Below are 14,989 nucleotides of genomic sequence, written 5' to 3' on the forward strand. Positions count from 1 at the left end.
TCACACCTCCGCTCGCTGGTCACACAGCTCGGTCACGACCCGCCGCACGGTGTCGACCGCCGGATCCACCGCGGCCGCAACGGGATCGGACAATCCGATGCCCTCCTCGGTCGAGTGCACCTGACAGCCGACGACCACCGTGGGCGGTACCGCGCCGCCCAGTGCCCGCACACCGGCGAACACCGCGGCCGGATCCATACCGTGCGCGTCCAACTCGGCCGGTCGGTCCTGATCGGGTTCGGCGCGGATCACCTCGAGCCGGCCGGGCTCACCCCGGTTCGGCACGGCGTCCACGAGTACCAGCGCATCCCAGTCCTCGAGCAGGTCGTAGGCCAGGTGCATCCCGCGGATGCCGTAGTCGACGATCCGCGCCGATTCCCCTGGCCCGGAAGGCATTCGGCGCACCACCTCGGGGCCGAAGCCGTCGTCACCGAGGAAGATGTTGCCGATCCCGGCAACCAGGACCCGGCTGGTCACATCCGCCGCATTCGCAGGTAGCGCCTCATGTCCGGGACCGACCGCAGGCCGATCGCCGCGGCCAGGAGGATCGCCACCACGATGATCACCGTCAAGATGATTCCCATGACCTCCATGGGTGCTCCTTTCCTCGTGCCCGCGTCGCGGGCAATCGTCGGGTTCAGTTGTCCGGTCTCTCCAGTGGTTCCAGTTCGTCCGGGTCGAAATACAGGTAGCGCCCGTACCATTCGTGCAGGTCGGCGCCGGGGTCGTCGAGGATGACCACGCCCACGTGGGTGCGTCCGTCCACGTCGGCGTGCACCGAGGTGACTCGTGCGTCACGGCCGTCGAAGAACATGTCGTGGATGTCCGCGCGGCGCGCGGGATGCAGCCGCACCCGGCTGCCCTGGCGCACCAGCACGCCGCCGATGGGCACCGCGTCCGATTCCGGCCGGACCGCGCCGTCGGCGTCGGGATCCCACCAGTCCACGCCGGGCGGGATCTCCGGGATCGCGTGGGCCTCATCGGCGTGCGGATCACGCAGGACGCCGTGCAACCGGTCCAGCTCGGGTGCGGTCATCGCCTCGCAGCGGTCCACGATGCGTGCCGCGCGGGGATCGGTCGCCCGCGCGGCGGCCTTCTCCGCGTCGGTCATCGTCAGCACGCGCAGGGTGAGGATCTCGTCGATCTCGGTCGAGTCGAACAGCGGTTCCGGGCTCTGCTCGGCGATCTCGGGATGGTCGTAGAGGATGATCGGCGAGACCAGCAGCAGACTGTGGTCGCCGGGCGGTCCGGCCAGTACCGGGAAGCAGCGGTGGTGCGTGCAGCGGCTCACGGCCGCTTCGGCGTCCGGTGGCGGTTCGAGGAGCGAAACGAATTGCGCCCCTTCGGCTTCGGCGATGATGTGCGCGCCGATCAGTGATCGGGCGATGGCGTCGCGCTGGTCCGTGGCGGGCTCCCCGGTGTTGCGCACGGTCATCGTCAGGCGCAGATATCCGTCGTCCGGTTCGACGGCCAGTTCGAACTGTCCGTCCAGCGCGCACCGGGTGCGCACGACCGAGCCCTCGGGGTCGCCCGCCGGGTCACCGAGCCGTTCGACCTCGACGCCGCCGGGGATCTCGATCGGCGCGGTGATCGCCACGGGCGCAACGGGATCCAGGGCGAATTCCCGCTCGACCGCCTCGTCCCAATCCAGCCACGTCCGCCCGGCGGCGGTCAGTTCCGCGACGGGTTCGTCAGCGGCATCGCGGATGCCACGATGCTGAAGTTGCAGGAACCGCACGGTGATTCGCAGCGAGCACGCACCGGTGACCTCGAGCAGCGCTTGTCCGCTGATCTCGCTGTCCTCGCCGAACCCGTCCGCGGCCGCGCCGACCGGTCCGAGAACGCCGAACTGCCAGCGGGAGCGGTTCTTTCGCGCATCGGCGCGGTAGGGGTACAGCAGATATCCCTCGTAGAGCACCGCGTCGGCCACCGCGCGGGCACGTGCCCGCGCTGTCGACTGCGCCTCCGGCCTACTCATGCCGACTCCTCGGCCGTGGCGAGCAATCGCTCGACGGTGTCGTCGAAGCCGAGCATGCCGTGCTGAGCCTTGAACGCGGTGAGCGCGGTCATGGTGTCCTCGCGCAGGCGGACCCAGCCCGCGTGCGGGAAGTGCGCCGCCATCAGCTCGCGCCACACCGTGACCGGCATCTCGTAGCGGTCCTCGCGATCCCACGGGATCTGCTGTACCGCGAAACCGGTACTGCCCTTGCTGAACACCGTGCCGCTGAACAGGAACTGCAGCGGGATCGTGCCCTCCTGCAGGGCGTGCAGATATTTCGATCCGGCGACCTCGAAGTCGTAGGTGCACAACATCGGCAGGTCCACCTCCGAACCGCCGGTGAATCCCGGAATCGTCGTCGCGCAGTGCATCCAGAGGAAGGACCGCTGCGTCTGCGCCCAGCGCTCGCGCGGTCCGAACAGATCCAGCAGCCCGGCGCTCTCGGCGTCGGTGTAACCGCGCCGTCCCGGCTCGATCCGCACCTGGGCGCGCAGGGCGATCGCGTGCACGGGTTCGTCGCCCACCGAGGCGATCCCGACCCGCGCGGACAGGATCGGGGTCACCGCATACGGTTCGGGGCGGATGTCCAGCACCGCGAACGTCGTGGAATAGGCCGGGCTCACGAGACCTCCCCGGATCCGGCCACATCGGCCGGGCGAGCCCTGGCCGACATCGTGGCGAAGAAGTCGTCCACGTAGCGGTGCACCGCCGAGCCGCCGTCGAAACCGTGCCACAGCAGGCGGATTCGCCCGACGAACTCGTAGCACGCGTCGATCGGCAACAGCAGGCACTGCGCTGCCGCGACATCGCGATCGGGCACCCGGATCAACAGCGCCTCCACATCGTCGGCGAGATCGGCGAATTCACCGTGCTGGTCGACGAACTGCTGCCAATCACGCAGCGGCAGCTCGGATTCGGTCGCCCCGGCCGGTCCGGGATACAGCGCGACGGTGCGGTTCGCGGCCGAGTTGCGGAAGAAGAAGGCCAGGCCCACCGGGATCTCGAGCCCGTCCCATTCGGGCATGCTCAGGGTGAAGTCCGGGAACGACAGGTACCGCTGCGGCACGGCCCGGAAACGCAGTGCCGCGCGGCGATCGGTGAACAGCAGATAGCAGCCGCGGCATACGCACATCAGTTGCCGCGCTTCGACATCGACGACGTGCTGATGTTCCTCGGCGATGGCTTCCGCGCACATCTCGCACCGCTCGCCGGGGGCCGGGGCGGGTGGCCGATCGGCCGCGATCCGCCGCAGGGCCCGTATCGTCGGATTCATCCGGCCACCCCCGCGGGCACCGCGACCGACAGCTCCCCGGACCGCACCAGCACCGGGAAGGGCTCCAGATGACCGTCGCCGTCGAGCCGGTCCCCGGCGTGCACGACGTCGAAGTGGGCGCGGCAACTCGGGCAGCGCAACACCGGATCACCGGATCCGAGTTCGCGGTGCAGCGCCGCGCCCGCCAGCGACCGGCTGCATGCCGCGCACGAGTCGCGGTAGACGTAGACGTTCTCGCCGACCCGGCACGCCAGCAGCGTGATCCCGGCCAGCTCGAATCCGCCGACCTCGCCGGGCGCGAGCTCCTCCAGTTCCGGTGCGGCGACCCAGTTTCCGCCCGATCGCACATGCGAGAACAGCGTGTCCGGGGCGATGACCGCGGCCTGGGCCGCCGGCTCGGCCGCGACCGCCTCGATCGCCGTGACCTCCGGCGCCGCCGCGCGCACCGCATCCTCCACGGCCAGTTCCAAGGTCACCGTCGAGGACGGGCAACTGCGACAGCTGCCCGTCAGCTCGAGCCGGACCACGCCCTCACCGGTGATCTCGAGCAGCCGCACGTCGCCGCCGTGCGAGCCCAGATACGGGCGCACACTGTCGAGTCCGGCCGCGACCCGGGTCCGCACGTCCTGCGGATGCAGACCGTGGACCAGCAGCAGGCTGGCCACCAGATCGTCCTGGACCAGGCGTCGCACCGCGACGTCGTCGAGTTGCTCGACGATGCGTCGCAGTCCGGCGCCGTACAGATCCACGACCTCGCCGACGAGCGCCTCGGCTCGTTCGCGCGCCACCGTGCCGTGCGCGGACGCGGCGTCGAGCAGGCTCTCGATTCGATCGCCCACACCGCGCCACCGGTCGTCGTCGACCGCTACGTCGGGGTCGTTGTCCTCGGAGCGCGTGAGTATCGCCTCCTTCACCGTGGCCCGGCCGGTACGACCGGGCCGGGCATCATTCGCCGGTCAGTGCCTGGGTCGGAGAGTGCAGGGCGTCCAGCGTCTTGCCCTTGCCCAGATACATGTGCACACCGCAGGGCAGGCAGGGATCGAAACTGCGCACCGTGCGCATGATGTCGATGCCCTTGAAATGCTCGCGGTCGTTCTCCTCGAAGATCGGCTGGCCCTGCACCGCGTCCTCGTACGGGCCCGGAGTGCCGAAAGTGTCGCGCGGACTCGCATTCCACGGCGTCGGCGGATACGGGTGGTAGTTCGCGATCTTGCCGTCGCGGATCACCATGTGGTGCGAGAGCACGCCGCGCACGGCCTCGGTGAAACCGCAGCCGATGCCTTCGTCGGGCACCTCGAACTTCTCCCAGGTCTTGGTGTGGCCCGCCCGGATCTCCGCGAGCGCCTGCTCGGCGAAGTGCAGTGCGCAGGCGGCCGCATAGGCCTGGAAGTAGGTGCGGGCGCGGTCGCGTTCGATGGTGTTGCTCCCGTACGCCGGGATCTTCCACTCGAACTCCACCGGCCCCTTCAACGCGGTCTTGGGCAGGTTGATCTGCACGCTGTGCCCGGTCGAACGCACGTAGCCGATATCGACCAGACCAGCCAGCGCCGTGGACCACAGCCGAGCCAGCGGGCCGCCGCCGGTATCCAGGGCGAGGTGGTCCTTGCCGTCGAACCAACGCGGGGACATCACCCAGCTGTACTTGTCGTCCAGATCGCGTTTCTGCGGTTTGGGGTTGGTGTGCTGGTTCCAGGGGTGCCGCCGGTCCACCGGATTGCCCAGCGGATCGGTCTTCACGAACATCTCCTGATCGGTCCAGTCCTCGTAATACGAACTGCCCAAGTGGATTCGGAGACCGAGGTTGATGTCGACGAGCGAGGTGGTGAGCAGTTTGCCGTCCACCACGACGCCCGGGGTCACGAACATCTTGCGGCCCCAGTTCTCCATGTCCTTGTAGGCGAAGTTGCACGCCTCCGGATCCTGGAACGAACCCCAGCAGCCCAGCAGTGTGCGGCGCAGCCCGACCTTCTCGTAGCCGGGAATCGCGGTGTAGAAGAAGTCGAACAGATCGTCGTGCATCGGCACGACCTTCTTCATGAACTCCACGTACCGCATCAGCCGCGTCATGTAATCGGTCATCAGCTGAATGGTTGCCACCGTTCCGACGCCGCCGGGATACAGCGTGGAGGGATGAACGTGCCGACCTTCCATGAGGCAGAACATCTCTCGCGTGTAGCGGCTGACCTGCAGCGCCTCGCGGTAGAACTCACCGGTGAACGGATTGAGCGCTTCCATGATCTCGCCGATGGTGCGGTAACCGTGCATCGCCGCGTGCGGCGCCTCGGTCTTGCGGGCGGCGTCCAGGACGCTGGGATTGGTCTCGGCCACCATTTTCTCGCAGAAGTCCACGCCGACCAGATTCTCCTGGAAGATGTTGTGGTCGAACATGTATTCCGCGGCCTCGCCGAGATTGACGATCCACTCACCCAGATGCGGCGGTTTCACCCCGTAGGCCATGTTCTGGCAGTAGCAGGAACAGGTCGCGTGGTTGTCACCGCAGATACCGCAGATGCGGCTGGTGATGAAATGCGCGTCGCGCGGATCCTTGCCGCGCATGAATATCGAGTAGCCGCGGAAGATGGACGATGTGCTGTGACATTCGACCACTTCCCGGTTCTCGAAGTCGATCTTCGTATAGATACCGAGGCTGCCCACGATGCGGGTGATCGGGTCCCACGCCATCTCGACGAGCGAATCGGGCTCGATCTTCTTGTGTGAAGCCTCCGGGATGATCTGTGTCATCTCCGAGATCCTCCTACCAGGTGCGAGTGGCCCCTGTCTCCAATTTCTCTCCCCGGTGCCGCCAGTGCGGCTCCTTGTCGACCGTGCGATCGGTGATGTGCCGCAGGCTGCGGATCACCGAGCCGTACAGCCCCGATGCCGTGGACGAGATTCTCGCGCCCGGCGGTTCGTCCATGAACGGCATGAACATGTCCGGGAATCCCGGCATCGTGCAGCCGATGCAGATGCCGCCGACATTGGGGCACCCGCCCACGCCGTTGAGCCAACCACGTTTGGGCACATTGCATTTGACGACCGGACCCCAGCATCCCAGTTTCACGATGCATTTCGGCGATCCGTACTCGTTGGCGAACTCGCCCTCCTCGTAGTATCCGGCGCGGTCACAGCCCTCGTGGACCGTCGCGCCGAAAAGCCATTTGGGACGCAGGGCTTCGTCGAGCGGAATCATCGGCGCCTGTCCGGTGGCCATGTAGAGCAGATAGGTCAGCGTCTCGGACAGATTGTCCGGTTGGATCGGGCAGCCGGGCACGCAGACGATCGGAATACCGGCCTTGGACTTCCAGTCCCAGCCGAGATAGTCCGGCACGCCCATCGCACCGGTCGGATTACCGGCCATCGCGTGAATTCCGCCGTAGGTCGCGCAGGTGCCGGCCGCCACCACGGCGGTGGCCTTCGGCGTCAGGCGGTCGAGCCATTCACTGGTGGTTATCGGCTGGTTCGTCTCGGGATTGTTCCCGAAACCGCACCAATAGCCGTCACCGTTGATCTGCTCGTTCGGAATGGATCCCTCGACGACGAGCACGAACGGCTCGAGTTCACCGCGGTCGGCCTTGAAGAACCATTCGAGGAAATCGTCGGCTCCGCCGGCCGGGCCGCATTCGTAATCGATCAGCGGCCAATGTACGGCGATCTTGGGCAGACCGGGAAGCGCTCCGAGAGCGATCTCCTCGACGCTGGGCTGGGTGGCGGCAGTCAACGCCACCGAATCGCCGTCGCAGCTCAAGCCGGCGTTGATCCACAGCACGTGTATCAACGTTTCTTCGGCCTCGACTGCTTCCTTCGTGGGCATGAGCGCCACCTTCCCGAGCCGGGCGGGGGCTGTCCGATCCGGCTCGAAGCCGTCTCAATATGCACTGTCTCAACCTGTGATGCAGGCCACATAATTTTATGCTTGCTGGGAAGTAACCTCAATGGCTCGTTCGAGGGTGGAACGTCGCCGCTCGCCGAGCCACTCGTACCACTCGCCGAACCCTTCGCCCGTCGTCGCCGACAGCGTCAGCAGCTCGACACCCGGATTGGTCGTGCGGGCGTAGCGCACACACTGGTCGAGGTCGAAGTCGACATACGGCAGCAGGTCGATCTTGTTGATCAGCACCAGCTCGGCCGCGGCGAACATGTGCGGATACTTCAGTGGTTTGTCCGTCCCCTCGGTGACCGAGACGATGACGACCTTGGCCTGCTCGCCGAGGTCGAACAGCGCCGGGCACACCAGATTTCCGACGTTCTCGATGAAGACGACGCCGCGCTCCGGCGGGTTCAGCGCCTCCAGTGCGTTCCAGGTCATCTCCGCGTCCAGATGGCAGCCCGCGCCGGTGTTGAGCTGTACGACCGGGCAGCCCGTGGATTCGATCCGCCGGGCGTCCAGCAGGGTCTCCTGATCGCCCTCGATGACCCCGATCGGGAGGTCCGGGCATTCGCGGATGGTTCGCTCGAGCAGCGTGGTCTTGCCCGCGCCGGGCGAGCTGGTCAGGTTCAGCGCCAGGATCTCGCGTTCGGCGAACCACCGTCGATTGCGCTGTGCCAGTTCGTCGTTCTTCGCGAGCACCTGCTGTTCCAGGATCACCGTCTCGGTGGCCGGGTGATCGTGCTCGTGGTGGTGCGGATGGTCGTGTTCGTGCTCGTGTACGTGCGGTTCGGTGATCACCGCCGTGCTGTCGCGGCCGCATCCGCAGGTAGCGCACATGGATCGCTCACCTCCATCGAACGGATTCGCAGGTCTGTGCCCGCGCTGATGCCGACGTCCGCACTTCCGCAGTCGCACAGGGGAATCGGCTCGTGCAGGGTGAAATCGCGCTCGCATCGATGGCAGTGTCCCCGGGCGGGGACCTGCTCGATGATCAGCTCGGCTCCCTCGGCGAGGGTGCCCTCGGCCGCCAGTTCGAAACAGAACCGCAGCGCGTCCGGCACCACCGCGCAGAGCGTTCCGACCGCGACGGTCACGCGAAATATCTGTCGGCCCGCCGCATGCTCACATGCTCCGCCGATGATTCCCTGTGCGATTGCCAGCTCGTGCATGAGATATCTCGATTCCTCGGATACCTATCGATTTTCCGGAACGCCGACGCTCCGAGCATACCTCCGCGAAGTCGCCGCGGAACAGGTATGGAGATACCGCCGGGGTGGTCGGCTGTGGTGGATCGACATTGCCGACCGGACTGCAATACTGCGATTGCTATTATGTTGCCGTTGCCTGCGAGTGCTCGCTGGTGGGGTGGATCTACGAAAAAGCCGGGCGGCCAGGAGTATCGGCCGTAGTGATGGCGAATACTCCTGGCCTGAGCCGGGTTCGGCGAGCCGATCAGTCGATCGTGCAGCCGGAGACCGGCTTTCCGTCCAAGCGGTCGACCAGATAGCCGATCGCGTTGTTGGTGCCGTAACCGTCGATCAGCTCGGGGCCGAAGTGGTTGGGCAGGGTGGCGCCGGGCAGGATGGGCGGGAGGTTGTTGGTGCGGAAGGTGACCGTGGCGCCCTTGGCACACCAGTCGGAGGCGAGCCGGCGGGCCTGGCCGTAGGGCACCGTGTCGTCGTTGCGGCCGCTGGTGATCAGCACCGGGGAACTCGGGCGCAGCGTGCCGATGCGCTGCTCGTTCAGCACCTGCACGGCCTCGGGGATGGCGTTGAGGTGATCCAGCATCGAGCGGTGGTCCACGGTGAGCGCACTGGTGCGCATGAACGGCTGCTTCACGATGACGTCGCCGATGCAGTCGGAGGCCAGGCCGTCGAGCACCGCGTGGCCCTGCGGTGTGGCCGCGCTGTCCAGTGCGGTGCGCAGCTGCGGGTTCCGGGCGACGAATCCGTTGATGGCGAAGCCGATCACGCCGCTGATCAGCGTCCCGTCGACCTGCCCGAGCACCTTGGCCAGATCCGCGGGCGGGGCGCCGGCCCAGGTGCCCTTCAGATTCAGATCGGGTGCGTAACCGGGCTGCAACTCCGCGGCCGCCGCGGTCGCGCCGCCGCCCTGGGAGTAGCCCCACAAGACCAGGGGAGTGCTGTCGGGAACACCGCCGAGCCGGTTCGCGGCCCGCGCGCCGTCGAGGACCGCGTGCGCCTCCTCGACGCGGTTCACATAGGTGTGGATCCCGGGCGTGCCCAGGCCGATGTAATCGGTGACCAGGACGCGCGCACCCATCGAACTCCACGCCGCGGCGGCGATCGCCTCCTGATTCGGCGACATCGACAGCGGGTCGGTGCTGACGACGAAGCCGGTGGAGAACGCGATCGAGGGGGCGCACTGGGTGCCCTGCCCGACCGTGCCCGGTGCGATCACCACCGTCGGACGCGGGCCGCCCCCCTGCCACGGCCGCGTCGGTTCGATGTAGGTGCCGCTGACCGCGACCGGCGCGTCGTCCTGGGTGCGCGAGGTGTACATCACGCGTTGCGCGGCCACCGGCCACTGCCCGCCGCCGCCCGGCAGCGTCGCGAAGATCGGCATCGGCTCGGACTTCACGACCGCTCCCGGCTGCGCGGGCAGCCGAGCGGGCGGGGCGTAGAAAGCGCTGACCGGTGCGGCATCGGCGGCCACGGCGCCGGTGACGCAGGATCCGGCCGCGACGGCCACCGCGGCGACGGTGCACGCGGCGAACCGGCGTAGTCGCGAATTATGTTCTTGCACTGGATATTTCCCCTCTGTAGAAGCCCGGACTGCCGAGCGGGCATCCGGGCGGTGGCGACCTCAGATGACGCTGCCCACGTCCTGCGGCACGAGGTGGTCCAGGGCGCGTTCGGCGACGGCCGCGATGGTCATCGAGGGGTTGCACGCCCCGCAGTTGCCCGGGATCAGCGCACCGTCGAGCACGTAGAGCCCGCGCTGACCGTGCACCCGGCCCTCGGCATCGCAGACCGAGCCCATACTCGCCCCGCCGAGCGGATGCCAGGTGGAGGGGAAACCCAGGTTGGTATCGGTCAGGATGCTGCCCGGCCCCGCGATCCGGTTCGCCAGCGGCCCGATCCGGCCGTTCTGGATGACCGCGTCGCCCTCGTGCGGCCAGCGCAGTACGGCGTTGTCGTCGGCCGCGGTGTATTCGAAGTGACCGCGCGCCTTGCTCACGCCGTAGCCGACCATCATCGTGCTGTGCGTGTCCATGCCCATCGGCGGGATGGACGCCTGGATGAGGGTGGCCGCGTTGGCCGGATCACTCCAGTTCAGGCTGCCGAAGACGACCGGGCCGCCCTGCGGGTAGCCGAACGCCTCGTTCGGCTGGGACCACACGTAGATCCGGTCCGCGTTGGTGCCCCAGTTGCCGCCCAGGCCGGCGGGCATGTCCGGGATGTGGCCTTTGGCGGCCGCGCGCACGAGCAGTTTGGTGGTGTTCAGGCTGCCCGCGGCCATGATCAGCGCCGGGGTGGTGAGGATCAGGTTCTCCAGGACCTTGCCGGAGGTGTCGATCCGGTTCACCGAGACCGTCCAGCGGCCGTCCCTGGCCCGCTGGATATCGGTGACCTCGTGCAGTGTGCGGACCTGCACCCGGCCGGTGGCCTCGGCCGCGGCGATGTAGGTGACGTCGACCGAATGCTTACCGCCGTTGTTGACCCCGAGCGCGCCGGCGCCGTTGGTGTAGGAGGGGGTCATCTTGCCGTGCAACTCGTCCAGCGCGTAGTTCCAGTCGATCGGCATCGGGATCTTCGACACCGGCAGCCCGGCCTTGCGGGCGTGCTCGGCGAAGATCCGGGCGGCCTTGTAGTTCGGGCTGTCGACGAGGGCGTCGGGTGCGGTCTCCAGCTTCAGCATGCGTGCCACGCGCGGGTAGTGCACCCGGTTCATCGTCTGCCAGTCCAGGTCCATCGGGAACATGGACGCGAACACGGCCTCGGTCGGTTCGAGTGACATCCCTTGGTAGACAAGCGATCCGCCGCCGACGCCCGCGGCGCACAGGGCGGTCATGTTGTCCCCGGCGACCGCCTCGATCAGGCCGGTGTAGGGCTCGAAGATCAGCGGCGTGCCGAAGACGTTCGGGTTCGAGCGGTACCAGAGCATGCGCTTGTCCGGCTTGGTCGCCAGCGGGAACGTGGTGGCGTTCGGGCCGGTCTGCCAGCGCCGTCCACGCTCGAGCACCAGGACCGGAACCCCCGCCTGCGCCAGCCGCAGGGATGCCACGCCACCGCCGAAGCCCGAACCGATCACGATGACCCGGTGCTCCTCGCGGGTGAGCGGAACGCGTGCGGCCGGATTGGTATCGGCGCGAGCGATTCCCGTGCTCGCCAGCGCGACTCCGGTGGCGGCGGTCGCGCCCAGGAAGGAGCGACGCGAGAGTGCGGGCATGAATGACCTCCAGAACGCCGACGGACATCTCCGCATGCGCGAGGCCGAGCATCCCGACCGTCCGCTGCACTGCGGCAGTTCTGCCCGAATCGGCGTGTCCGGGCTCGCTCAAACTAGACAGTAACTTACGAAAGTGTCAAGAATTACATCCGTGATCGGAGATCAACGGTGTGTGAGCGACAACGCAGGCACCACCCAGCGCGCGATCAGTCGCCGTAGATCCTCGTCGGACTCGATGTCCGGGTCGTCGAACAGGACCACCGACAACCCCAGGCGGATCCCGATCTGCGCGATGTCGTCCAACTGTGGCTCGATCGCCGGATCCAGCTTCATCAGTGGCCGGAGCAATTCGTGGGCAATGGGTTTCGCGCGGGCGATCATGTCGGCGTCGAAGATCGGGTTCCCCGGTTCGATGCGCACCAGCCGCGCCAGGATCGGGTCGTCGCGGACCACCGCGCGCCCGACCACGAACAACTCGACGATGTATTCGGCGGCGTCGTCGATCTCGGCGAGGCGAGACCGCAGGCCGGTCGTCGCGCGGAACAGCAGATCGGCCATCGCCTGGGAGACCAGATCCTCGCGAGAGCCGAAATTCGAGTACACGGTCTGCCGAGTAACCCCGGCCGCATGCGCGGCAGCGGCGATGTTCACACCGCCGAAGCCCTCACTCGCGATCAGTTCGAGCGTGGCGTCCAGGATCTTCCTCCGCGACCGCATCCCCCCAGTATCTGCGATCGTCGGCATCGGCGTTGCCAAAGGTTGCCGGGCATCCCGCAGAACCGAACCGCTGCGTCCGGAGCAGACCGGAGCCGACCGATCGAGCACGGCAGCGACACGGTATGAGCGATTTCTCGGCAACAGGCGTGGCTCTGGTTACCGGATCGCCGATCCGCCGGCCGGTCGTTCGGGTCGAAGATGCTGTGGCCCAGCTGTATTCGTGCGACGTCATTCGCGCCGATGCGCGCTGGATCAGTTGCTCGCCAGCTGAATGTGGACGTAGCGGGTCGAGGAGTCCCGCTCGTCCACGACGATGGTGCGGTTGACATGCTTTCCGTCAGGACGCGAGTAGTAGTCGTAGGCCCGCACCAGTGATGGCGAGGTCTGCAGCGGCGGACCTGCAATGGCGTGTTCGGACTGATAGGTGGTTCTGGTGAGTGGTGCGGTGAATTTCGATGCCGTGAGTAGCTCGGTGAGCCCCTGCGGATCTGTGGATATCGCCAGTTGGTAAATGATGACCCGGTTGTCCGTCGACCGGGCAGCGAGGAGGGTGGCCTTGGGGGGCAGGACGATGCCGCCGTAATCCGAAGCCTCCCTGGCGATATCGGCAGGCTTCTGGGTCGGCTTGCTGCCGGTGCAGCCTGTCAGGCACCCGGTGATGGCCATCAGGCATGCGAGGGCACAGGCAAGTATCGCCTGCCGGATTCTGGGCATGGCAAACTTCATCGGGTGGGGTCGGTCCTTCCTCCGTCTCGGCTGCCGTGCGCGGCCGGTAGAATGCCCGGCCCGCTCGAGGGCACCGGCCCCGCGTACTGCCGGGCTCCGCTGGATCCATCCATCTCGTATTCGCGCGCCAGCCCCGCCGTGTGCAGTGCCCCCATGCGCTTGTCGGTGACCGTGACACCGGCGATCTCGGTGCTCTTGCCACCATCCCAGTTGTAACGGTCGTGCACCCACACCTTGTACTCGGTGGTGATGTTCGGCTGTGCGCCATCGGCTGGCTTGTTCACGGTGACGACACCTGTCACCGACATGTGGATGGAGCCCATCGCAAAGAACCAATCCGGGCTCTGCGTCTGATCGAAGGTGTAGCCCTCCCATTGCGACTGGAATTGCACCGGATTGTCGTAGTTCTTGGCGGACGATGCTCTGATGGCGACCTGCTGGATCTCTGTCGCGGCCATTCTGTTCGCGTTGTTGTCGGCGTCGGACACATCCCGCAGTAGTTCGTCGACCTTGGGGTCCAGCGGGTCGCCGGTGTTGTCGAGGTAGTGATTCAGAAAACGGGCGGCGTGCGTCCAGCCTCGCGAATCCGCGGCGACGACCGCGGCGGCGGCGACCTGGGCGAAAGCGAGATCGTCGGCGCGGCTGTAGATGGGCTGGGAGCCCCATGCGCCTGCCCCGGAATCGTCCGGCGGGTGAGGGAGCGGATCGGGTATCGGTGTCATGGTCCTCGAGGTTCGTCGATGTCGAAAGCGCTAGGTCAGCTCGTGGAGCCGATGGTGTGTTCGAACCAGACGCTGTTGCCGTATCCGTATCGGCTGGCGCCGAGGTCCACGGTGACCTTGGCGGGCAACTCGAATTCGCTCGGGTTGTATGTCGGGGCGGCGCGGCCCGGCTGATAGTTCACTGCGCCGGAGATGCGCTCGATGGTGGCCGATATCGCGTCGTGCCGGGCCGCGGCCGATTTCTTCAGGGCATCGACGGCCGAGGAGACCTCGGACTGCATCGGCTCCCGGAGGTGACCGCCGCCCAGCTGCGCCCAAACACCGAGGGGCAGAGTGAAATTGAGGTAGTGCATGGACTTGGTGATGGTGTCGGCCAGATCCATTGCCTGGTTGTACACGAGACGTTCGAGTAGCAGCCCGCCGTTCTCGACGATCTTGGCCACTGCATCGAGGTCCTCGCTGCGGTCGGCCAGGGATTGCCTGAAGGCGGTCGCGGTGGTCCCGAATGCGCTCGATGCCTCCCCGGACCAGCTCTTCTGTAACCAGCCGGCACCGTTGGAAAGGTTCTGTGACGCCACGTAGTCGTTGACTCCGAGTACGCCGATCTGTTTGCCCACCGATCGCAGAGCCTCCCAGTCCGCGGAAAGCGGGGACAGATAGTCGGCGACGGGTTTGATGCCGATCGCCCGGCTCACGGGCTCGTCGTATGGGGTCAGGGCCTCGATGCTCGCGGTGACCACCTGGCGGACCGTGTACTGGACCTCCTGCGCGTCCTGCAATGCCGGGAGCTGCAGCCCGCTGTACCGCGTGAGGCCTTGTGCCGAACTGGTCGCGGCAACGCTCTGCCCGTCGAGGGTGGTCGCTGCCCGGGAAAGGCCGGCGGCGTGCTATTCGTCGGAATTCTGATATTGATTCTTCGCGGTGCCCAGGTTCGCGCCGAGGGTATCGAAGACGCCCGAATCCCGCTGATACGCGCTGGACAGCGTGGTGTTCAGTTGTTGAACGGGCAGAGTCAGCGCGGCCAGTTGTCCCGTCGTTCCAGCGGGCAGTGCCACCTTCGGCAGCAGCCGCTTGGCGTTCGACGAGAAGTTGGCTCCGAGGTCCTGTAGATCCACCGTGAACCCAGAAAGCTTGGATGGGTCGACAGTGAAGCCAACCAATGGTTCCCCCCATTTTCATCATTGCCGTTGCTGCTCATGAGCCCGACTGCGACGCCTCACAGTAACACGGCAATTATCCAGGGCCGCAATATTTCTCGACTGCTCGGTCGA

At 66.8% G+C, this 14,989-nt stretch carries 17 protein-coding genes; all 17 read right to left on the bottom strand.

Annotated features, from left to right (window positions below; genetic code table 11):
* On the bottom strand, positions 1-477 hold the full coding sequence (locus K7711_RS25830) for a hydrogenase maturation protease (RefSeq protein WP_222972031.1): 477 nt from the start codon (positions 475-477) through the stop codon (positions 1-3).
* Positions 474-593, bottom strand: coding sequence for a DUF6893 family small protein (locus K7711_RS49350; RefSeq protein WP_372460188.1), 120 nt, complete (start codon positions 591-593; stop codon positions 474-476). The genes K7711_RS25830 and K7711_RS49350 overlap by 4 nt, the downstream gene beginning before the upstream one ends.
* A 44-nt stretch (positions 594-637) precedes the next feature.
* A complete protein-coding gene (locus K7711_RS25835) occupies positions 638-1,978 on the bottom strand; it encodes a hypothetical protein (protein WP_222972032.1) in 1,341 nt (446 codons plus the stop codon).
* Complete coding sequence (locus K7711_RS25840; protein ID WP_222972033.1) at positions 1,975-2,622, bottom strand: DUF6084 family protein; 648 nt, start codon at positions 2,620-2,622, stop codon at positions 1,975-1,977. The genes K7711_RS25835 and K7711_RS25840 overlap by 4 nt, the downstream gene beginning before the upstream one ends.
* Positions 2,619-3,272: a DUF5947 family protein gene (locus K7711_RS25845; RefSeq protein WP_222972034.1), complete on the bottom strand. Its 654-nt coding sequence runs from the start codon at positions 3,270-3,272 to the stop codon at positions 2,619-2,621. Before K7711_RS25845 ends, K7711_RS25840 begins: the two co-directional genes overlap by 4 nt.
* Positions 3,269-4,186 (bottom strand): NifU family protein, encoded by a 918-nt coding sequence (locus K7711_RS25850; protein WP_308014942.1) that lies wholly within the window; start codon positions 4,184-4,186, stop codon positions 3,269-3,271. Before K7711_RS25850 ends, K7711_RS25845 begins: the two co-directional genes overlap by 4 nt.
* A gap of 31 nt (positions 4,187-4,217) precedes the next feature.
* Positions 4,218-6,014, bottom strand: a complete 1,797-nt coding sequence (locus K7711_RS25855; RefSeq protein WP_222972035.1) for a nickel-dependent hydrogenase large subunit — start codon at positions 6,012-6,014, stop codon at positions 4,218-4,220.
* Positions 6,015-6,027: 13 nt separating this feature from the next.
* Entirely contained in the window at positions 6,028-7,083 is a 1,056-nt protein-coding gene (locus tag K7711_RS25860) for an NADH-quinone oxidoreductase subunit B family protein (protein ID WP_222972036.1), read from the bottom strand.
* 96 nt (positions 7,084-7,179) lie between these two features.
* Entirely contained in the window at positions 7,180-7,977 is a 798-nt protein-coding gene (hypB, locus tag K7711_RS25865) for a hydrogenase nickel incorporation protein HypB (protein ID WP_222972037.1), read from the bottom strand.
* Entirely contained in the window at positions 7,935-8,309 is a 375-nt protein-coding gene (locus K7711_RS25870) for a hydrogenase maturation nickel metallochaperone HypA/HybF (RefSeq protein WP_222972038.1), read from the bottom strand. Before K7711_RS25870 ends, hypB begins: the two co-directional genes overlap by 43 nt.
* A gap of 283 nt (positions 8,310-8,592) precedes the next feature.
* A complete protein-coding gene (locus tag K7711_RS25875) occupies positions 8,593-9,906 on the bottom strand; it encodes a lipase family protein (RefSeq protein ID WP_308014943.1) in 1,314 nt (437 codons plus the stop codon).
* A gap of 60 nt (positions 9,907-9,966) precedes the next feature.
* The gene (locus K7711_RS25880) at positions 9,967-11,553 is read right to left on the bottom strand and encodes a GMC oxidoreductase (RefSeq protein WP_222972039.1); all 1,587 of its coding nucleotides are present in this window, start codon (positions 11,551-11,553) and stop codon (positions 9,967-9,969) included.
* Positions 11,554-11,715: 162 nt separating this feature from the next.
* Complete coding sequence (locus K7711_RS25885) at positions 11,716-12,270, bottom strand: TetR/AcrR family transcriptional regulator (protein ID WP_222972040.1); 555 nt, start codon at positions 12,268-12,270, stop codon at positions 11,716-11,718.
* Positions 12,271-12,522: 252 nt separating this feature from the next.
* Positions 12,523-12,984 carry a hypothetical protein gene (locus K7711_RS25890; protein WP_222972041.1) on the bottom strand — a complete coding sequence of 154 codons (462 nt, stop codon included), beginning with the start codon at positions 12,982-12,984 and terminating at the stop codon, positions 12,523-12,525.
* A gap of 8 nt (positions 12,985-12,992) precedes the next feature.
* Positions 12,993-13,718 carry a hypothetical protein gene (locus K7711_RS25895; RefSeq protein ID WP_222972042.1) on the bottom strand — a complete coding sequence of 242 codons (726 nt, stop codon included), beginning with the start codon at positions 13,716-13,718 and terminating at the stop codon, positions 12,993-12,995.
* 35 nt (positions 13,719-13,753) lie between these two features.
* Positions 13,754-14,497: a hypothetical protein gene (locus tag K7711_RS25900; RefSeq protein ID WP_222972043.1), complete on the bottom strand. Its 744-nt coding sequence runs from the start codon at positions 14,495-14,497 to the stop codon at positions 13,754-13,756.
* 108 nt (positions 14,498-14,605) lie between these two features.
* The gene (locus tag K7711_RS25905; RefSeq protein WP_222972044.1) at positions 14,606-14,833 is read right to left on the bottom strand and encodes a hypothetical protein; all 228 of its coding nucleotides are present in this window, start codon (positions 14,831-14,833) and stop codon (positions 14,606-14,608) included.
* Positions 14,834-14,989 lie beyond the last annotated feature (156 nt).

It is taken from the genome of Nocardia coffeae (assembly GCF_019890715.1).
GTDB classification, from domain to species: domain Bacteria; phylum Actinomycetota; class Actinomycetes; order Mycobacteriales; family Mycobacteriaceae; genus Nocardia; species Nocardia jiangxiensis.